This window comes from Bacteroides difficilis, assembly GCF_048319815.1.
GTDB classification, from domain to species: Bacteria; Bacteroidota; Bacteroidia; order Bacteroidales; family Bacteroidaceae; genus Bacteroides; species Bacteroides zhangwenhongii.
Genome location: NZ_CP182814.1, coordinates 321044 through 341649 on the forward strand (window position 1 = coordinate 321044; position 20606 = coordinate 341649).

Here is a 20606-nt window from a genome sequence, read left to right on the forward strand (position 1 = left end):
GTTATCTCATTAAGAAAGAGAAACGATCTACATTCTTTAATGCAACTCCCGTGCCTTTAGCTACAGCGTGCAAAGGATCTTCCGCAATGTGGAAAGGAATATTGATCTTATCAGTCAGTCGCTTATCCAACCCACGAAGCAATGCGCCACCACCGGAAAGATAGATACCGTTGTGCACAATATCAGCATAAAGTTCAGGAGGTGTACTTTCCAACGCACTCAAGATAGCTGTTTCTATTTTCGAGATTGATTTTTCCAGACAGTGAGCCACTTCCTGATAGCATACAGGTACCTCCATCGGAAGAGCCGTGATACGGTTAGGACCGTGAACGATATAATCTTCCGGAGCTCCTTCACCCAATTCGGTTAAAGCAGCACCCACATTTATCTTGATACGTTCCGCCATACGTTCGCTGACTTTCACGTTATGCTGACGGCTCATGTATTCACGGATGTCTTCCGTCAAATCATCACCCGCCACACGGATGGAGTTGTTGGAAACAATACCTCCCAAAGAGATAACGGCAATTTCCGTAGAACCACCACCTATGTCCACAATCATATTCCCTTCCGGAGCCTCTACGTCAATGCCGATACCAATAGCCGCAGCCATCGGTTCGAAGATCAGATAGACATCCCGTCCGCCGGCATGTTCGGCAGAGTCACGAACGGCACGGAGTTCAACTTCCGTACTTCCCGAAGGAACACCGATCACCATACGAAGAGAGGGTGAGAATAAGTGATTGCGTGTATTCACCCGCTTAATCAAACCGCGCATCATCTGCTCGCAAGCGTAGAAGTCGGCAATCACACCATCTCTCAACGGACGGATAGTGCGTATGTTTTCGTGGGTCTTTTCGTGCATCAACTTCGCCTTTTCCCCCACGGCAATCATCTTATCCGTACGACGGTCCAAAGCCACAACCGAAGGCTCATCCACCACGATTTTCCCGTTCGTGATGATGATGGTATTGGCTGTACCCAAGTCCATCGCTATTTCTTGTGTAAAAGAGAACAATCCCATTCTTAATTATTATTTTTAGTGTTTAAAATGACGGATACCGGTAGTCACCATCGCCATGCCATGCTCATTGCAATAAGCAAAAGACAAATCATCTTTTACCGAGCCGCCCGGTTGGATTACTGCCGTAACACCTTCCTTATCCGCAATTTCCACACAATCGGGGAAAGGGAAGAAGGCATCCGAAGCCATCACCGCGCCATTCAAGCCGAATCCGAATGACTTAGCTTTTTCAATTGCTTGTTTCAATGCATCTACACGCGAGGTCTGTCCGACACCGCTTGCGAGAAGCTGCTTGCCTTTTGCCAATACAATGGCGTTTGACTTACTGTTCTTCACAATCTTGTTGGCAAACAACATATCTTCCACCTCTTCCGGAGTAGGAGCTTTGTCTGTTACGGTTTTGAGGTCGGCTACCGTTTCAATATTAGTATCTTTATCCTGCACCAATACGCCATTCAGCAAAGCGCGGAATTGCTTCTTCGGCAATTTGGCTTCCTTGCGAACGAGGATGATGCGGTTCTTTTTCTGTCCAAGGATTTCAAGTGCGTCCACATCATAATCCGGTGCGATAATCACTTCAAAGAAAATCTTGTTGATTTCTTCGGCTGCTTCTTTGTCAACAACCCCATTTGTAATCAACACGCCTCCGAAAGCGGAAACAGGATCACCGGCCAATGCATCTTTCCATGCCTCCAGCACAGTAGACCGTGAAGCCAGACCGCAAGCGTTATTATGTTTCAGAATAGCGAAAGTGAGGTCGTCAAATTCATCAATCAAATCAACGGCAGCGTTGATATCGAGAAGATTATTATAAGAGATTTCCTTTCCGTGAATCTGGTCGAACATCGCTTCCAGATTTCCGTAGAAATAGCCCTTCTGATGCGGGTTCTCACCATAACGAAGTTGTTTTTGGCTATTGACAGAGCAACGGAAAGCAGAACCTTCGCCTGCATCAAAATAATTGAAGATCGCTGAATCGTAGTGAGAAGAAACGGCAAACGCTTCTTTTGCCATCCAACGGCGTTCTTCGAGTGAGGAAGTAGCGCCGTGCTCCATCAACATATCCAGCAACGGTTTGTATTGTGCCTGAGAAGCAACGATAATTACGTCGTTGTAGTTCTTGGCTGCGGCACGAATCAGAGAGATTCCGCCTATATCGATTTTCTCAATAATATCTGCTTCGGATGCACCGGAAGCTACGGTAGCTTCAAACGGATACAGGTCAACAATGACTAAATCTATTTCAGGGATTTCATACTTTTCAATCTGTTGCAGATCTTGCTCCAGCCCGCGACGACAAAGAATACCTCCGAATATTTTCGGATGTAACGTCTTTACCCGACCACCGAGAATAGAAGGGTAAGTGGTCAAATCTTCCACTGCCTTACAAGGATATCCCAATGATTCAATAAACTGACGAGTTCCTCCTGTTGACAAGAACTCTACTCCTTCTTCATGAAGTTTGGTAATAATTTCATCCAAACCTTCTTTGTGGTATACAGATACCAATGCAGTTTTTATTCTTTTAGACTCTGACATTGAATTGCTTATTAAGTATTTGGTGTGCAAAGTTACGAAATATTGTTTATCGTACGTAATAAATAAGGTGTGAATTAATAAAAAAAAGCGTTGACTCTCCCAAACAGAAAATCAACGCTTCTTCGCAAAGTATATTTTTGTTCAAAAACTATTACCAAATGGATACCCGTTTGTCTTTAGCCACGAACATAGGATCCTGCTCAGTAATATTGAATGCTTCGTACCAGTTTCCAATATGAGGAAGTGCACCGTCTACACGCCACTTGCCTAATGAGTGAGGATCGAGTTTTGTCAATCGGAGAATTTCTTCCGGACGGATATTTCCTGCCCATACATTAGCATAAGCAAGGAAGAAACGTTGTTCGGGAGTAAATCCGTCTACTATTTCAAGCGGTGCATTAGCTGTCGCGTTCTTGAAAGCCTGGAAAGAAACTTGCAGACCGCCATGATCGGCAATATTTTCACCCAAAGTCAACTGACCGTTGGCATGCACACCGGGAGCTACTTCAATACTGTCAAAGAAGTTCACCATTACTTGGGCACGTTCCTTGAACTTTTCAGCATCCTCTTCCGTCCACCACTCTTTCAGGTTTCCATCTTTGTCATATTGACGTCCCTGATCGTCGAATCCATGTGTCATCTCATGCCCGATAACGACTCCGATAGCACCGTAATTCATTGCATCATCGGCGTTCATATCGAAAAATGGCGGCTGCAGGATAGCTGCAGGGAAGCAGATCTCATTGGTAGTAGGATTGTAATAAGCATTAACAGTCTGCGGTGTCATCAACCATTCATCCTTATCTACCGGCTGACCGGCTTTGGCAATCATTTCATTGTAATCCCATTGACTGGCACGCTCGATATTCGCCCAATAAGAATCATTCTTAATCTCCAAAGCCGAATAATCTTTCCACTTGTCCGGATAACCGATCTTTACATGAAAAGCATCCAGTTTCTCCAATGCTTTCACCTTAGTCGGTTCGCTCATCCATTCCAGCGCCTTGATACGTTCGCCCAAAGAAGTTTGCAGATTCTTCACTAAGGTAACCATACGCTCTTTTGCAGCAGCCGGAAAGTATTTTTCTACATACATCTGTCCTACCACTTCACCGAGAACAGCGTCTACCGTACTTACCGAACGCTTCCAACGAGGCTGCATTTCTTTCTTACCGGACATCGTCCTACTATAAAAATCGAAGTTCTGAGCTTCAAAGTCATCGCTAAGATATGAAGCGGCAGCATCTATCAAGCTCCATTGCAAGTACAATTTCTGATCGTCCAATGATACAGTGTTAATCACATCGGCAACTTCTTTCATAGCGGCAGGCTGACCTATGTTCACTTCCTTCAGGTCTTTCAAACCTGAAACAGCGAAATAAGTATCCCAGTCGAAAGTCGGGATGTTCTTTTTCAACGTTGCCATGTCCATCTTATTATAATTGGCATGAGGATCACGCAATCCCACTTGTGAACGGGCCGCTTTAGCCAGACGGGTTTCAATGTTCATTACAGCTTTTACCGCTTTCTGTGCAGTAGCCTCATCATAACCTGCCAACCGGAACATCTTGGCGATGTGTTCCTGATATTTGTTACGGATGTTGGTAGTCTGTTCGTCTTCTTCCAGATAATAATCGCGTTGTCCCATTCCGATACCACCCTGATAGGTCTGTACTATATTCATCGAACTATTCATATCATCCGCACCGACAAACATCGTAAAGTAAGGCCGTATACCTTTCTTCTGACTTTCGGCAATGTATGCGTAGATTTCGTTCTTGTCTTTCAGCGCATCGATAGCGGCCAATTCGTCTTTAATCGGAGCTACTCCCTCCTGGTTCAACTTCACACTGTCCATTGCGATATTGTAAAGGTCGCCAACTTTCTGAGCGGCGCTTCCCGGAGCATTGTCCGTCTTTGCGGCCAGTTCGGCAATCAGGGATTTCAATTGTTCACGGCTGTTCTCACGCAACATATCGAATGTTCCGAAACGGGAATATTCGTCAGTCAACGGGTGATCTTTCACCCAACCGCCACACGCATATTGATAAAAACTTGTACCCGGCACAGCCGTGGTATCCAGATTAGCAAGGTCGATACCGGACGTCAGTACGGCCTCTTTCTTACTGTTACATCCTGTTGTCATAAGGCATACCGCAAGAATTGGTAAATACTTGGTTACTTTCATACTTAATATAATATATTATAGAATTATCATGTTATGCGAAGGAAGGCCCTAGCCTTTCACTTCTTCCAGTTCCATCGACACCCGTTCCCACTCTTCAACGATTGTGTCCAACTGTTGTTTCAGTTTCTGATGGCGTTCATATAGCTGCATATCCGAAGCCCCTTCCGGAGTCGCCATCTTCTCTTCAACAATGGCAATCGCGGCTTCCGTCTCTTCTATCGAGGCTTCACAGTCCGCTACCTGACGTTCGAGTTTCTTAATCTTCTTATTCAACTCTTTCTGTGCCTCATAAGAAAGTTTGTTCTCCGAAGGTTGCACGGCTTCCTGTTCCCCATTTCCTTTGGCTGTTGCCGTAGGAGAAACAGACAATCCGACACCTTTTTGAAGTTCATTCAGGCTATCTATCTTTTTCTTTTGCAGAAATTCATAAATACCTCCGAGATGCTCTTTCACCACTCCTCCACCGAACTCATATACTTTAGTCGCAAGTCCGTCCAAAAAATCACGGTCGTGACTGACAAGAATGACTGTGCCGTCAAATTCACGGATCGCTTCTTTCAACACATCCTTTGAACGCATATCCAAGTGATTGGTCGGTTCGTCAAGAATCAGGAAGTTTACAGGTTCAAGAAGAAGTTTGATCATTGCCAATCGGGTACGTTCTCCACCGGAAAGGACTTTGACTTTCTTGTCCGAAGCTTCGCCGCCAAACATGAAGGCACCCAAAATATCCCGTATCTTCAAACGGATATCTCCCGTTGCTACCCGGTCTATGGTATCAAACACCGTCAGATTCTCATCCAACATCTGTGCCTGATTCTGTGCAAAATAACCAATCTGAACATTATGACCGATGGTCAGTTTGCCGTCAAAGTCAATCTCACCCATTATACATTTCACCAATGTAGATTTACCTTCACCGTTCTTACCGACAAAAGCTACTTTCTCTCCCCGATTGATAGTGAGGTTTACATCATGAAAAACAACATGATTACCATACGCTTTGCGCACGTCTTCGCAAATCACCGGATAGTTTCCGCTACGGCTGGCAGGAGGAAATTTCAAGCGAAGCGAGGAGTTGTCTTCTTCATCCACTTCGATACGCTCTATCTTTTCCAATTGCTTGATGCGGCTTTGTACCTGCACGGCTTTAGTTGCTTTATAACGGAAGCGTTCAATGAAATCTTCCGTATCCTGTATCTGTTTCTGTTGATTCTCGTAAGCGCGGAGCTGCTGTTCGCGACGTTCCTTACGCAAGACAACAAATTCGTCATACTTCACTTTGTAATCATAAATCTGCCCACAGGTAATTTCGATAGTACGTGTGGTTACGTTGTTCAAGAAAGCGCGGTCGTGGCTGACTAGTACGACAGCATTGGCACGAGTTGCCAGAAAATTTTCCAGCCATTGGATACTTTCGATATCAAGATGATTGGTCGGCTCGTCGAGCAGCAGCACATCCGGACGGCGCAACAACAATTTTGCCAATTCGATACGCATACGCCAACCACCGGAAAACTCTGAAGTAGGACGATCAAAATCCTCACGGCTGAATCCCAGTCCGAGAAGTGTCCGTTCGATTTCCGCCTGATAGTTCGTGCCCCCCATCATCAGGAAGCGGTCGTTCTCATGCGTGAAACGGTCTATCAACTGATGGTATTCTTCCGAATCATAGTCTGTCCGTTCAGCCAGCTCCTGATTCATTCGTTCCAACTTCGCCTGAAGTTCAAAAATATGTTCGAATGCCTGTTCCGCTTCTCCCATCACCGTCCGGTTGTCGGAAAGAATCATGACCTGAGGCAAATATCCGATAGTTACATCTTTCGGAGTAGCTACAACTCCATGTGTCGGCGATTGTAAACCTGCCAATATCTTCAACATGGTCGATTTGCCCGCACCATTCTTGCCGACTAACGCAATGCGGTCTTTCTTATTGATAACATAACTGACATCCTCAAAAAGGGGTGTCGCATTAAATTCTACTGATAATCTTTCTACTGAAATCACTTCTGTCTCTGATTTATAAGATTTTGGACTGCAAAGATAATGAATAATTATTGTATAAATGTCAGTATCATCCGTTATCAAAAACAAAAAAGCAGCCATTCCGAACGAATGACTGCTTCCTATCTTAATCTAAGTCCCTCTTTAGAACAATTTAGCAGGATATTCACCGGCATCTACCAATGCCTGAATCTTGTCTACTACGCTCTGGCGATCTTCCGGATAAGTAACACCGAACCATTTGCTGGTAGTATCCAACACTTCAACAGTAGCGGTTCCGTCATTAATCAATTTATCCACCATTAATGGAATAAAGAATTCGCTCTTCAGATTTTCCATGTTCTTCGGATCGCTCAGGAAAGTTTTAAAGAACTCCTCGCTGTAAGCGAAGTAATCTGGAGTGAAGCCCCAGAAATTCATACTTACCGGAGTTGTGTCGGGGGTAGCAGTCCATTCACCATTATCATCGATATATTTCACTTCACCGTCCAAGCGTTGAATCTTCGTACGTTCTACAACAGAAGTCAGCAATCCTTTCGCATCTGTGCTACAGATTCCACGAGATACCGTACCGCTTTCACTCAAGGTATTTCCTACGCGGAAGCCTACCATTGAATAAACATTCTTCGAACCTTCGGGAAGAGCAGCCAAATATTTACCCATCACCTGGAAAGAATCGCGACCATAGAAGTCATCACAGTTAATTACAGCAAACGGTTCTTTAATCACATCGGCACCCATCATTACCGCATGGTTAGTACCCCAGGGTTTTGTACGGTCTGCCGGACAAGTAAAACCTTCGGGAAGAGCATCCAATGCTTGGAATACAAGTTCGCAAGGAATATGGCCTTCATATTTGGAAATAATTTTCTCACGGAAATCCTGTTCAAAGTCTTTGCGGATTACAAATACAAGCTTGCCGAATCCGGCATTGATAGCGTCATAGATTGAATAATCCATAATAGTTTCGCCATTAGGACCCAGACCGTCCAATTGTTTCAAGCCTCCATAGCGGCTGCCCATACCGGCTGCCAATAAGAATAAAGTTGGTTTCATAAATTGTGTAATATTAAAAGGTTAGTGATGTCAACGGCATCAGATTTCGTTGCAAAAGTACAAAAATAGTTGAATCCGACAGGACAAATATCAATCATTATTTACCAAAATCGTACAAAAATCATTCATTAGAAGGGATAACCGATAGCAAAATGTATTCCCAAATTTTTCATAAAGGCTCCGGTAACATTGTAATACCCACTTCTATCCGTATCGTAAGGCAGATGCAAAGGTACACCGAAATCGAGACGGAACACAAGAATATCCATATCATAACGGAAACCGACACCTGTACCCAAAGCAATCTGTTTCGGGAAAGTCTTCAGTTCGAGTTGTGAATTCGGACGAGCCTCATCTTTACGCATCAGCCAGACATTTCCCGCATCCAGGAAAGTGGCTCCCCAAATACTTTTATAAATACGGAAACGATATTCCACATTTGCCTCAAAGCGGAACGTACCTGTCTGATCGAGGTAAGAATAACGACTTTCCGCCGGATGATATCCACCGGGGCCTATACTACGCACCGTAAAAGCACGGATACTGTTAGCACCTCCGACATAAAACTGTTCGCTATAAGGAGCTATCGTGGCATTTCCATAAGAGAAGAGTGCTCCCAATGCCACACGGGACGCAATTCTGTTATTCTTATCAATATTCCATAAATGACGGAATTCCGTATTTAACTTCACGAATTGTGCAAAAGGAACATTCAGCAATCGTTTATCTTCTTTATTAAAAGGCTGACCGAAAGCACGATAGATCACTGAGGTCAGATTTCCGGCAGAAGTCACTGTAGATTGCCACCAGATAGGATTCTTTATTCTCCGCGTCGAAGCATTGTCATACGTATACGTGTATTCCATAGCAGGAATAAACTGGTCTTTCAAACTGATATACAATGCCGGATTCTCCTGAGCGATCTCCTTAAACTCTTCCGACTGATGTTGCAGGACGTTGAATGTCAATTTGAAAGGAGTGATACTATGACGGCTTGTACGTGTCGGCTGGAAATCATATGTCGCATTTCCACCGAATGACAACAATTTATAATATCTCGCACGGTTCAACTGATCGATATACAACCGGAAAGTTGTGGTTGCCGGAAAGTCAAATTCCATTTTGCCCCAACGTGGGAACACAACTCTGGGAAAAGTCAGTGATGTGGAAAGTCCCATCTCCCAACTGTTCATCAAAGAACTTTTCTCTCCACCTCCAGTCTGCCACTCATAAGAGCCTTTAAGCTTTACATTCCAGCTTTCTCCACCACCGAAAACGTTGTTACGGGTAACACCAAAAGCAGCACCAGGACCGGTCTGATCGTTGCTCTTAGTTACTACGTTCAACTCCAACTCGGCATCCAGTGGCTTGGCAAAAGTGGCTTGTACACTCACATTCAGCGTATCACAAACTGCTGTCGTGTCCTTAGGAGCATATTGTATATCCAAATAGCTGAATATACCCAACTGGCTTAACTTTTCCTGAACCTGCTCTTGCCTGTATTGACTGTAAAGCCTAGTACGATTGGAAGCACGCATCTGTGCATTACGTACAAACTGTTGATAATTCAACCAACGATAAAGCATATTAGGACGAACCTGCAACTTCTTATAATAGTGAATATTCAGGTTCTTATACATCATGCTGTCATTCGGAGCTTCTCCATTCTTTCCAAACAGGTAAACAGAACCATTGCCTACATAATAAGGACGTTGCGCGGCAGCAGGCAAACCGGGTACGGGAATCAGCCGGAGGCTGATATGCCCACCGGGCACTAAGGTGGTATCCGCCTGATAAGTCATATAGTCGGGACGGAAATAGAAGTATCCCCGATTACGCAACAACGTACTGATACGTGTACGCTCGTCATCCAGGTCCACAACATTGAATTGTTCACCGGGACTTATATAGGAATACCTGCGTCCCCGCTCCATAATCCGCAATGTCTGCGGAGTGAAACGCTCATAATACACCGTATCTATGAAATAGGGATTCTTCATATCCACCGTGTAAAGAATACCGGCTTTCAAGCTATCCTTCTTATCCGCCAATGTTTCGTAAGTTACTTTTCCATTGAAATAGCCATAATCATGCAACAGATTGGTGGCGACTTTGATGCGCACCTCCGGATTGACAGTAGAAATAAAAACAGGAGGATTGGCTGCAAAACGGTTGAACATCCATTTCCCGAATCCTTTCTTGTACTTCACAAAATCATTGTACATCCACATTTTAAAAGGAATGGGCAGAAACAGAATCTTCGTACTCGGAGCCTTGTCAAGCGCCGCTTCTATCTCGGTCAATGCCGTCTGACCTACCGAAGTGTTCGATTTATTCTGAATAACCGTTTTATTCCCTGTATAGAGTATTTCGCCTTCGGGCAAATGCTTCGTCACCGAACACCCCGAAAACAACATGATACCAATCAGACAGCCTACTAATATGTTACTATATATTCCTTTCATTCTTACTTCTTTTTCTTAAAGATGAACAGTTCACTGAGTTTATCCAGTTTCTTGCGAAGTACCAGACCGACTCCGGTCTCCGTAATCTCGCCTTCGAGCACGCTCTCATAGTTCTTATCGTAGAACAGACGGACATAGCGGGTTCCTGTCCTATCCAGACGGTATTCCAAAGAGATATTGTCGATGAATGACTCGGCATTATTCGTCGCATTCTCACCCGTAGAGACCTTACCGCCAATAACGATCTGGAACCGGTTATTGAAGAGACGTTGCGAGTAACGGAAGCTGTAATCCGTACGCTTACCACCGGTATCTGAAAGATCATGATCTTCGATACCCACCGAGACACTTGCATTCTTCAAATTGCCCATCAACGAGTTAATCTGACTACTCAATACGGAGTTCAAGGCAGACCCCATATTCAGCTTGCCTACTCCACCACCTCCACCGCCAATCGGTCCGGTACCGAGATAGGTTTTCATCACCATGATATAAAGTGCCTGTTTGCCGCGTTCTTCCGCTCCCATAGCCGTAAGTTCATTTTGTATGGTCGCGTCTTCGGGAGCCGACACATCAAATGCAAACGAAAGATTATCCAACCGGTTCTTGATTACAATGGAAACATCGAAATTAACCGTACGTGTTCCACCATTCTCTCCTTCGGATACGGAAGCGCGTATACGGTCGGTCGCCTTAAAGTTCAACATCGGGTCCATCGGATTGCCTGTCCATTCTACGTAACTGCCGTTATCTATGGCAAACTCTTTGGCTGCAATCACCGGCAAAGCATATTTCATCAAACCACCGCTCAAGGTATAACGTCCTGTCAGGGTCAAGTCACCCTGCGGAGTATATTTCATGGAAAGGTCACCTCCCCCTTCCAGTTCGATACGATTGTCATTGCTCGCATCCAAATCTACTTTCAAACGGACGGAAGGATCAATATGTACCATCATAACCATGTCCAGACCACCTAAAGAAACTGTCGGCACTTCCTGACGGACAACGGTAGTAGTATCGCTAAACGAAGTAAAAGTGACCAAACTACCCAGACGATCCTGTACTGTCAACGGTGAGTCTGTCAGTATATACGAAACATCGGTATTACCCAGCAGACTGATGTTTCCCCGCATATTCAATCCATCCAAAGGTCCCTTTACTGTTGCACGGAAATCGGCAAATACCTTTCCATAAACCAAACTTTCACGGGTACGCTTAGCATCCAGAAGCGTATAATTCTGCGCAAGCATATTCAGATTTGCCATCGGACGACTCATATCGCGGAAATCTACATAGCCATCAATCGTAAACGGATTTTTCGATGTAGTGTAAATTGCAAATTTATCAAATAACAGACGGTTATTATTTATCTGCACCGGACGATTATCGAACATAAAACGAGCACCATACTGTCGGGAAAGAACAGCTACACTATCCAATGACAGTTCTCCGTTAATCAGAGGTTGTTCGGTGCTGCCCGTTATTTTCAGATTACCATCCAAATCGCCCGATAAAGTGACCATCTGATCGGGAACAAACACATTAGCTACCCGAAGCGGGAAATGCTCCAGTTCCGTATTCACCTCCAAGCTGTCTTTCCCCGTCCCGGTAGGTATCAACTTACCATCCGCCAGCAATACTTCCACTTGGTCGTGATTCAAGTACGCATTCAGATACTGCTTTCCCTGCTCGCCCGGTAGCCATGTAGCCCCTAGCGTAACATCTCCAATACGTTGCCGTTCGTATGTCAACTCATCGATAGACAACTCCGCAGACAGTTGAAGGTCCTTTTCCGTCTGTACATAATGAGCTTCCGCAGAGAACAGTCCGGTTATCTCCGGGAAATAGGGAAGTACACTGCTAAGCTCCGCCAAACGGATTCTCCGGATTTCAACATCGATATTCTGTAAAGACACGGTATCTCCCGGAACGGAATGAATACGGAAACCCATCCCTTCATCATCCCACATATCCACATTGGCATATACACGCATATTCTTATGCAGATAGATCCAGTTATGCTTCTCATTGAAATGGAATTTCTGGAAAGCGATAATCGGGTTTTCCGGGATTAAGGTAAAAGCAATACCGTTGCCTTTTCCGTGTCCTTCAAATAAAGGACGGGCATTGACACCCAACAGTACGCCTGTTTCTCCTTTTTCGTTTTTATAATCGACCAGCAACTCCGCATCCCGGTCACGAATTTCTCCCGTAATAGCAGTCGAGAAAGAGAACTGCGGATTCTTCGGTCCGTTAATCACTCCGGCACGCAGCTTCATGGAGGTAGTATCTTGCTTGACAGTAAAGAATATGGTATCCAGTTGCAAAGTATCGACCTTCAATGTATGAATGGCTGCCTTACCATTAATACCCCAGTCCGGAGCGGTTCCGAACTTCATGGATGCATCCTGATAGGATATGTTCTGGGTAGCCAGGAAATAGGCTAACGGATTCTCTTTTCCTGCAGAGAAAGAGAGTATAGCAGTCGGCAAAGCTTCACGCAATTCGGCATGATCCAATGCTTTTTCATCAATTTGTCTCATCAGCACATCCACAAAATGAGTAGACTGCCGAATCAACGGTTCCACTCCGGAGCGTGCACTCAAGTTGAGTTTCATATCTCCGGACACCAAATGGGTAAACACCCGATTCTGGCGGGCTTCCGCAGAAAAGTTAAAAGCAAGCGGATGCTTCATCGGCTGCGGCATTAATCCCAACTCATGCAAATCCAATTGAGTGACATCCATTGTCACTTTTCCATCGGGATAACTGTGTGCCAAGTTATATTCGGCCTCAGTCGTCATCTTCAGCAAAGCATTGTCACTGGTCAGACGGGCTGTTACCAATGCCCCTTTCAAAGCTCCAGTCAAATCAACATTCGAGAGATGATATTGGGCATAATGAAGCTGATCTAACGACAGATTCAATTTGGCAAAAGAACGATAGGACATCACATCCAGTCCTCGCCCTTCAGCATCAGCCGAAAGTGAAAGTTCATAAATTGAATCTTTCGGTAGGAAATTATGCAGTTGAAGGTTGTTTATTTTCAAATCTGCCTTGTAGACCTCAGTGAGCATATTCAATGCCGCGTCCATATCCATAGTACCCTGTCCTTCTCTCAGTTTCAAATTGGCCTTATATGCAGGACCGTTTATATCAATCTTCGTAACCAGATCCATACTATCGGGAATTACAATAGTCCCATTGGGAGCCTCACCGGACAAAGCAGTCAGGAAGTTCAGATTCTGGGTGGTCATCTTCAACCCGACCGTTCCCGAGCGCGTGATACTGTCCGCCAGATTTTCAAGAAGCCCACCGCCCTCTAAAGAAAATGCTCCCGGCAAATCTACCGTAAAGCGCGAAATCTGCATCTCTTTCAGATTACCGTCCGTACCCGCACGAATAACAAGAGGACGGAAAGGATAGGCTTCTTTGAAACTATCCGGCAGCCCACCCGTAAACAGCATAACATCCTCTTTACCGATGTATGCGTTGAGATTGGCGGACAAACGTCCCGTAGTAGGGATGTTGACAAGTTCCCAATACGTATGGGCAGACAAATCGATTTCAGAATGAGGAGTCTGCAGCTTTAAGCCCGGAACACTGATAATTGAATCATTAGAATAAGCCCTGCCCGCCAACGAGGTAATGCTCAGTCCCGAACGTTCATTCATTGAAAATTCACGGAGCACGGCATTCATATCCCTACCTTTATATAATAAGGAGTCCAAACCGATCCGGATATCACGGACCGCAATATGAGAAGCATCGAAGCCTTCGACCGGTTTAGCAGCTCCGGTATCATAATTGGCAGAGCCTCCCGACAACAGGAATTGTTTCAAGCTATAAAACTGATTCTTCAGATCTGCTTGCGCATCATTTACAGACGCTTCGCCGATGTGGGCTGCCATACGCATGGAATCAGCCGGAAGCTGCATACTGAATGACACATTTTCCAAATTCAACTGATGAAGGTCTACTTTCCAATTAACAGGAGCGGAAGCGGTCGTGTCTTTAGGAGCGGTCGTGGTGTCGTTCATTACCAATTGGACATGGGTGTCTGATAAATCGACCTGATTAATAATCGCTATTTCATTGGATAAATCCACCCCATGACTCTGCAGAAAGAAACGCCCCAAGACACCTTTTATCTTCATTCCCTCTATCAGACCTGCGGAATTGACTGCAACCTGATTTAGTGTAACTTCATCGACTTCTACTTTTCCTTTGATAAGTGGCCACGCCTGCACCCGCACATTCAAGCTCTCTAAAGACAACAAAGTATCCGGCTGTTGAATGACTTCTACACCACGAACTAACAGATTGAGCGGAAAACGAAGGTCAATCCGTTCCACCTGAATCTGCATACCGGTTGCTTCAGAAGCGTATGCGGTTACTTCCCGGCGTAAAAGATTTTGTACGGGAGGAATATAAAGTAATACCATCAGTATTACAAAGAGTATTATTGGAGTAAGCAATATCCAGCTTACCCATCGTATCCATTTTCGTTTCATGCAAAGCGTGTCAGTGTAAATTGAAGACACAAAGTAAACAATTTATTTTGAGAAAAGGTTTGGATAACGATAAGAAAGATACTCTTTTGCCTCACTAATTATATGCGGAACCATTGCCAGCACTGTAAGCGTTGTTTGCTTTATCTCGTCAACGAACATCTCTCCACGACAACTTTCCAAATATTTTAAAGGAGCAATTGTTTCGGATGCGCCAATCAGTGTGAAAAGCGGAAGAAGTTTATGAGCCATAGCAGCTATCCCGTCCGTATCTTCATTGTCTAAGGCTTGTTGCATCCGGTCAACATTTTTCCCAGTCTCTTCGATGAAAGTCTCAATAATGGAACACGCCGCCTCCGGGTCGTCCTCCGAATAGGCTGTCAATGCGGAGAAATTCATCAATCCACTTCCCATATCTTCTGTGATATGCGCCTCATCCGCAGCCAATTGTCCTTCATTGATCGTCTGCAACAATTCCTTTACCGTAAATGGTTTATGCAGACATCCGGCAAATCCATGTTCGTTCAACGCAGCCTTATCCATCTCACTACGGGCAGTAACAGCAATCACGGGGATCGTTTTTGCCTGCGGAATATTGGAAGCGCGAAGTAGTTTCACCAAATCAAAACCATTGATGGCCGGCATTTGTATATCGGTCAGTAATACATCAAAAACAGAAGTGCGCAGTTGTTCTATAAGTTCCTCCAATTGCTCGCAACAAACAGCATCAATGCCGTGCTGTTTCAGCATAGCTGCCGTCAAGCTGAGTTGGATTTTATCGTCATCAATCAAAAGAACACGGATCACCTTCATCGGAAGAATGGTAGCTGGCTCTTGGATAGATTCCCCTTTATCACTTTCCGAGAGTTCACCCTCCGCTACCGATTTCCCCACCGGATAAAGAGGAAGAGTCACCGTAAAGCAACTTCCTTCTCCCGGCGTGCTTTGCACATCAATTTCTCCTTCGAGTAAAGTTACCAGTTTCTTCACGATGGACAATCCGAGCCCGAACCCCTCTTCACCTTGTGCACCGGACAAACGGGTAAACTCCTGAAAGATGCGTTCGCGGTCTGACGGAGCCATCCCTTTTCCGGTATCTGCAATGGCTATTGTCAACTTTGAAGAGTCGTATGTAGCCGTCAATGTTATCTTACCTTTTTGAGTGAACTTAACGGCATTGGATAAAAGGTTGTTCACAATCTGACGGAGACGCAAAGGGTCACTAATAAATCTCCCATTCAAATCGGAAGCGACATTACTTTGTAAAGTCAATCCTTTAGCGGCAGTCAAAGGCTCAAAACTAATATAAATTTCATCAAATAGCTGCGAAGGATTAAAGGTGACGCGATTCACCTCCGCTTTATTAAGGTCGAGCCGATGAAAATCGAGCAGGTCACTGACTAACTTCAAGAGATGTTCCGAAGAACTCTTCATATTTTCAAGATAGAAACGCTGCCGTTCATCTCGAGTCAACCGGGATAGCAGTTCGGTATACCCCATAATAGAGCCCAACGGTGCTTTAAAGTCATGAGTAATGGCAAGCATTAACTTTTCACGGGCGACAAGCAAATCCTCCGCCCGCTTGTTGGCTTCCTCCAGTTGTCGACGATAGCGGTTGCTCCGAGATATATCGCGTATGATCAATATCAAGAAAAAGGCAGACAGAAACACCGCACCAATAGCGATTCCCGAAATAGTGCGTGCCGAACGCATCCTTACTGCTTGTTGCTGCTCCGCATCCAGGAGTGCACGCTGGGTCATTTCTTCCTCATACCCCTTTATCAAGCTATCCATTCTTGCAGTCAACTGCGTATTCATCCGCTGATACTTCGTACTGGTACGCCGGATGGTCTTTTTCCGTTGCATACGTTTTTCCTCCGTAGCCATACGGATCTTTTGCTGTAAGGAATCCTTAGAAGTGGCAGGTTCCAGAATCGTATCCGTAGCTACTTCCAAAGAAGTGTTGACAAGTACGGCACTATCCTGTTTAGAAGGGACAAATACTTCCGCTAACCTCTTGAAGAAACCTTTCTTCTTCGGAGCAGTCAGCAGAGAATCGCGTTTGGTTATGACACGATGTTGTACTCGTTGGTGGGTAATGACGGAATCCTGTTCGGAAATAATTTCCTCAATCTCCGATGCAGAAAGAAGGCTATCGTTCGCTTCGCTCAACACTCGTAACATTTGAATTGTATTCCGGTCTTTCTCATGGAGAAGGGCCAACAAGCTATCCGTACGCAAATTCTGCTGGTTGTCCGCAGCCGATAATGCTTCCATCTCACGATGCACAAACACCAACGAGAAAAGAAGAATAGCCAGTAGCAAAGTGTAACCAATGGTTATTTTGAGTTTTGTAGAACGGTAGGAAGCCATAGGAACAACGAATTACAAGTTATTGCCGGAGGGCAGGCTGTTTCGTCATGTAGTGGAAACGCCACCAAAGCATCAACCCTGCACTTGTCAGTCCAAAAGGGAACGCCATCCATACGCCTACAACACCCCATCCCATCACGAAACCGCAAAAATAGCCTACGGGCAACGAGATAATGAAATAAGCGATAAAAGCGATGACCATCATCAGCTTGACGTCCGCAATTCCACGCAAGGCGTTGGCAAAAGTGATCTGCAAGCCGTCGCCAAACTGGTAGACAAGGAAAGGAAATATTAACGAAGTAACCATAGCGGCAACTTCAGAACTGTCGGTAAACCAACCTCCCAGATAATTCCGACAAAGAAAAACAATGAAAGACAACACGACACCCAATGCCATCATCAGATGGAAACCGGCATAGGCGGAACGACGCACATTCACCATATCATCCTGACCATTGAAGTTACTGACCCGGACAGCAACGGCAGCTCCCATCCCGTAGTACATCATAAAAGTAAATTGTGAAATTGCCAACATGACTTGATGGGAAGCCAACGCAATCGTTCCCAACCAGCCAATCATGATGGCACTCAGACTGAAGGAAGCCGTCTCCATTCCCATCTGAAAGGCAACCGGCCATCCTAATCCGTTCAAACGGCTAAAAACAGCACGCGACCATCCCAAACGGAAAAAGCCGACCTTATAACGAATGAAGCGCGGACTACGCATAAAAATGATTACAAAGACAACGACCATCACTATACGTGAAAACAGAGTACTGATACCTGCTCCCAACAATCCCAATTCAGGAAAGCCGAGCTTTCCATAAATCAGAATATAGTTTCCGATGATGTTCAATACATTTCCGCCAAGCAAGATCCACATGGCTGTTTTAGTATCTGTAATTCCATCCGTAAATTGCTTGAAGCCATTGAAAAGCATAACAAACACCAAAGAAGCAAGTAAAACCAGATAATAAGGTTTAATCAGAGGAATCAATTCCTCCGGTTGACCAAGACGCTCTATATTCAGGAATAACAGCGTCATACATATAGTCAGCAGAAACGCAACCATCAGATTGGCCAGCAAACTATTGCGCAACGCCTGTCCGGCAGGGGCAAATTGGTGGGTTCCATACAGCCCTCCCACGATAGGTGTCAACCCGTACGAGAATCCCGTACTGAAAATAATAGCCAGATTAAACACATTATTCACGAAAGAAGCCGCACCCAACTCTATCGTGCTATGGTGACCAATCATCAACGTATCTGCGAATCCAAGTATGATCACTCCTATCTGTCCGATGACAATAGGAAGTCCAAGATAGAATAACGCCTTGTAATGCTCTCTGTATGTTCTATAAATATTTCTCATTTACTTTTATAATAGAGTATAACCCCGTTCTCCCGCCGGAAAGCCGATTGGGCTACAGCCTGCAACTGTTCCGCAGTGACAGAGCGATAACGTTCCACCTCCCGTTCCATGCCTTCCGCCCGTCCGAGCAATTCGAACCAGGCAAGGTTAGTCGCCACATTCAAATAATTGATATTACCGAATATTTGAGTAGACTCAAATTTGTTCTTTACTTTTTCCAACTCCTGTTCACTGACAAGTTCCTGTTGCAGGCGATCCAATTCTTCGCGAACGGCAGCTTCCGCCTGTTCCAGTGCCACGCCTGCCGACGGCTTTCCGGCAATATGGAACAAACCCGCATCTACACTGCCGGATATATAAGCGTCAATACTTGAGAATAACTGCCTTTCTTGTACGAGACGCTGGTTCAGGCGACTGGAACGCCCGTTGCTTAATATATCCGAAAGGATATCAAAGGCATAGTAATCAGGGTGATGATGGTCACACATATGATACCCCATGAACAACGCATCAAGAGGAACATTCCGCTCTACCGTTAATCGTCGTTCTTCCGTCTGTTCCGGTTCCTGCGGTAAGTTCCGTTGAGGAACCTCCCGACGGGGAATAGGACCGAACCATTTCTCCGTCAGTGTCACCGCCTCCTCGAAAGAGATGTTGCCGGTGACAGCCAGTATCGCATTATTCGGAGCATAAAATCGGAAAAAGAATGCTTTCACCTCTTCCAACGTTGCATTGGCGATATGTGACAGTTCCTTACCGATGGTAGGCCATTGGTAAGGGTGCGACCGGTAAGCCAATGGCCTCAGGAGATGTCCTACATCTCCATAAGGCTGATTCAGGCAACGTTGCTTAAATTCCTCCATTACCACCCCTCGCTGCACTTCCAGACTCCGTTCGCTGAAATCAAGACTCAACATACGGTCTGATTCCAGCCAAAAGCCGGTTTCCACATTCTGGCGGGGAACAGTGAGGTAATAGTTGGTAATATCATTATTCGTCCAGGCATTATTCTCCCCACCCGCCAATTGGAGCGGCATATCATAATCGGGGATGTTGACCGATCCGCCGAACATCAAATGTTCAAACAAATGCGCGAAACCGGTATGTTCGGGATGCTCATCACGAGCTCCCACCTTATATAATATATTAAGAGCTACCATCTGCGTACTTTCATCCTGCGAATGCACCAGACGCAACCCATTGTCAAGAATATGCCTGTTGATTTTCATATCATTTAGTCAAGTATGGTCGCTTTTATTATCTTCACATCTTCTTCGGGACGGTCGCTACGGTCGGTTTTTACCTGCTGGATTTTGTCTACTACATCCATCCCTTCCACTACTTCGCCGAATACGGTATACTCACCATCCAGATGCGGGGTACCACCTACCGTAGTATATGCTTCAATCTGCTCCGGAGTGAAATGAAATTCCGGTTGCTTGGCAGCCATCTCCTGTGCTTCTGCAAACAGTTTTTCCTGCAAGTCATAAAGCCCGTTTTCATCGTTTGCTTTCCGCATCTTATAAATTTCTTTCATGTGCTTCTGCGCCAATGTATTGAAAATAACATTAATCTTATTCTCATTCATCTGGCTCTCCATACTTAACAACGTAGAATCATTATAAACTTTTCCTGTCACGATATAGAACTGACAGCCGGAAGACTCTTTCTTCGGGTTCACATTATCTCCTTGACGGGCTGCCGAGAGAGCGCCTTTCTTATGGAAGAATTTCGGATATACAAATTCAGCCGGAATGGTGTAACCTACATCACCGGCACCCAACATCTTGCCCTTCGGAGCATTCTTCGAATCCGGGTCACCCGCCTGAATCATAAAATCTTTGATAACGCGGTGAAACAGTGTACCTTCATACATTCCGTCTTTCACCAATTTAATAAAATTATCACGATGCTTGGGAGTCTCATTATACAACTTCACTTTGATGTCTCCCGCAGTTGTCTCAATCTTTACCAATGTTTCTTTATCCATGTCTTCTCCTTTTTTAGTTCCGGTCTTGCAGGCGGTAAGTCCGCAAAACGATATGGTTAATAATATCAATACAATCTTTTTCAT

11 protein-coding genes are annotated in these 20606 nt (G+C 45.0%); all 11 read right to left on the reverse strand.

What is annotated here, in order from left to right; all coding sequences use genetic code 11:
- Position 1 precedes the first annotated feature (1 nt).
- Positions 2-1024, reverse strand: coding sequence for a rod shape-determining protein (locus ACNOGP_RS01350; RefSeq protein WP_007755856.1), 1023 nt, complete (start codon positions 1022-1024; stop codon positions 2-4).
- Between the two features lie 15 nt (positions 1025-1039).
- Positions 1040-2563: a bifunctional phosphoribosylaminoimidazolecarboxamide formyltransferase/IMP cyclohydrolase gene (purH, locus tag ACNOGP_RS01355; protein WP_418213891.1), complete on the reverse strand. Its 1524-nt coding sequence runs from the start codon at positions 2561-2563 to the stop codon at positions 1040-1042.
- 151 nt (positions 2564-2714) lie between these two features.
- Positions 2715-4751: a M13 family metallopeptidase gene (locus tag ACNOGP_RS01360; RefSeq protein ID WP_418213892.1), complete on the reverse strand. Its 2037-nt coding sequence runs from the start codon at positions 4749-4751 to the stop codon at positions 2715-2717.
- 48 nt (positions 4752-4799) lie between these two features.
- Entirely contained in the window at positions 4800-6758 is a 1959-nt protein-coding gene (abc-f, locus tag ACNOGP_RS01365; RefSeq protein ID WP_418213893.1) for a ribosomal protection-like ABC-F family protein, read from the reverse strand.
- 141 nt (positions 6759-6899) lie between these two features.
- The gene (locus tag ACNOGP_RS01370; RefSeq protein WP_007755846.1) at positions 6900-7811 is read right to left on the reverse strand and encodes a nucleotidyltransferase family protein; all 912 of its coding nucleotides are present in this window, start codon (positions 7809-7811) and stop codon (positions 6900-6902) included.
- A gap of 128 nt (positions 7812-7939) precedes the next feature.
- Positions 7940-10276, reverse strand: coding sequence for a BamA/TamA family outer membrane protein (locus ACNOGP_RS01375; protein ID WP_186966571.1), 2337 nt, complete (start codon positions 10274-10276; stop codon positions 7940-7942).
- Between the two features lie 2 nt (positions 10277-10278).
- Positions 10279-14790 carry a translocation/assembly module TamB domain-containing protein gene (locus tag ACNOGP_RS01380; protein ID WP_195475848.1) on the reverse strand — a complete coding sequence of 1504 codons (4512 nt, stop codon included), beginning with the start codon at positions 14788-14790 and terminating at the stop codon, positions 10279-10281.
- Between the two features lie 42 nt (positions 14791-14832).
- Positions 14833-17160, reverse strand: coding sequence for an ATP-binding protein (locus tag ACNOGP_RS01385; RefSeq protein ID WP_418213894.1), 2328 nt, complete (start codon positions 17158-17160; stop codon positions 14833-14835).
- Positions 17161-17179: 19 nt separating this feature from the next.
- Positions 17180-18532 (reverse strand): MATE family efflux transporter, encoded by a 1353-nt coding sequence (locus tag ACNOGP_RS01390; protein ID WP_418213895.1) that lies wholly within the window; start codon positions 18530-18532, stop codon positions 17180-17182.
- On the reverse strand, positions 18529-19761 hold the full coding sequence (locus ACNOGP_RS01395; protein WP_186966569.1) for a M16 family metallopeptidase: 1233 nt from the start codon (positions 19759-19761) through the stop codon (positions 18529-18531). The genes ACNOGP_RS01390 and ACNOGP_RS01395 overlap by 4 nt, the downstream gene beginning before the upstream one ends.
- A gap of 5 nt (positions 19762-19766) precedes the next feature.
- Positions 19767-20606 (reverse strand): peptidylprolyl isomerase, encoded by an 840-nt coding sequence (locus ACNOGP_RS01400; protein WP_007764021.1) that lies wholly within the window; start codon positions 20604-20606, stop codon positions 19767-19769.

Bases quoted from the DNA above. Each gene is read 5' to 3' on its own strand.
- ACNOGP_RS01375 (WP_186966571.1), bottom strand. From the start codon at position 10,276: ATGAAAGGAATATATAGTAACATATTAGTAGGCTGTCTGATTGGTATC.
- ACNOGP_RS01385 (WP_418213894.1), bottom strand. From the start codon at position 17,160: ATGGCTTCCTACCGTTCTACAAAACTCAAAATAACCATTGGTTACACT.
- ACNOGP_RS01380 (WP_195475848.1), bottom strand. From the start codon at position 14,790: ATGAAACGAAAATGGATACGATGGGTAAGCTGGATATTGCTTACTCCA.
- purH (WP_418213891.1), bottom strand. From the start codon at position 2,563: ATGTCAGAGTCTAAAAGAATAAAAACTGCATTGGTATCTGTATACCAC.
- ACNOGP_RS01360 (WP_418213892.1), bottom strand. From the start codon at position 4,751: ATGAAAGTAACCAAGTATTTACCAATTCTTGCGGTATGCCTTATGACA.
- ACNOGP_RS01370 (WP_007755846.1), bottom strand. From the start codon at position 7,811: ATGAAACCAACTTTATTCTTATTGGCAGCCGGTATGGGCAGCCGCTAT.
- ACNOGP_RS01400 (WP_007764021.1), bottom strand. From the start codon at position 20,606: ATGAAAAAGATTGTATTGATATTATTAACCATATCGTTTTGCGGACTT.
- ACNOGP_RS01390 (WP_418213895.1), bottom strand. From the start codon at position 18,532: ATGAGAAATATTTATAGAACATACAGAGAGCATTACAAGGCGTTATTC.
- ACNOGP_RS01350 (WP_007755856.1), bottom strand. From the start codon at position 1,024: ATGGGATTGTTCTCTTTTACACAAGAAATAGCGATGGACTTGGGTACA.
- ACNOGP_RS01395 (WP_186966569.1), bottom strand. From the start codon at position 19,761: ATGAAAATCAACAGGCATATTCTTGACAATGGGTTGCGTCTGGTGCAT.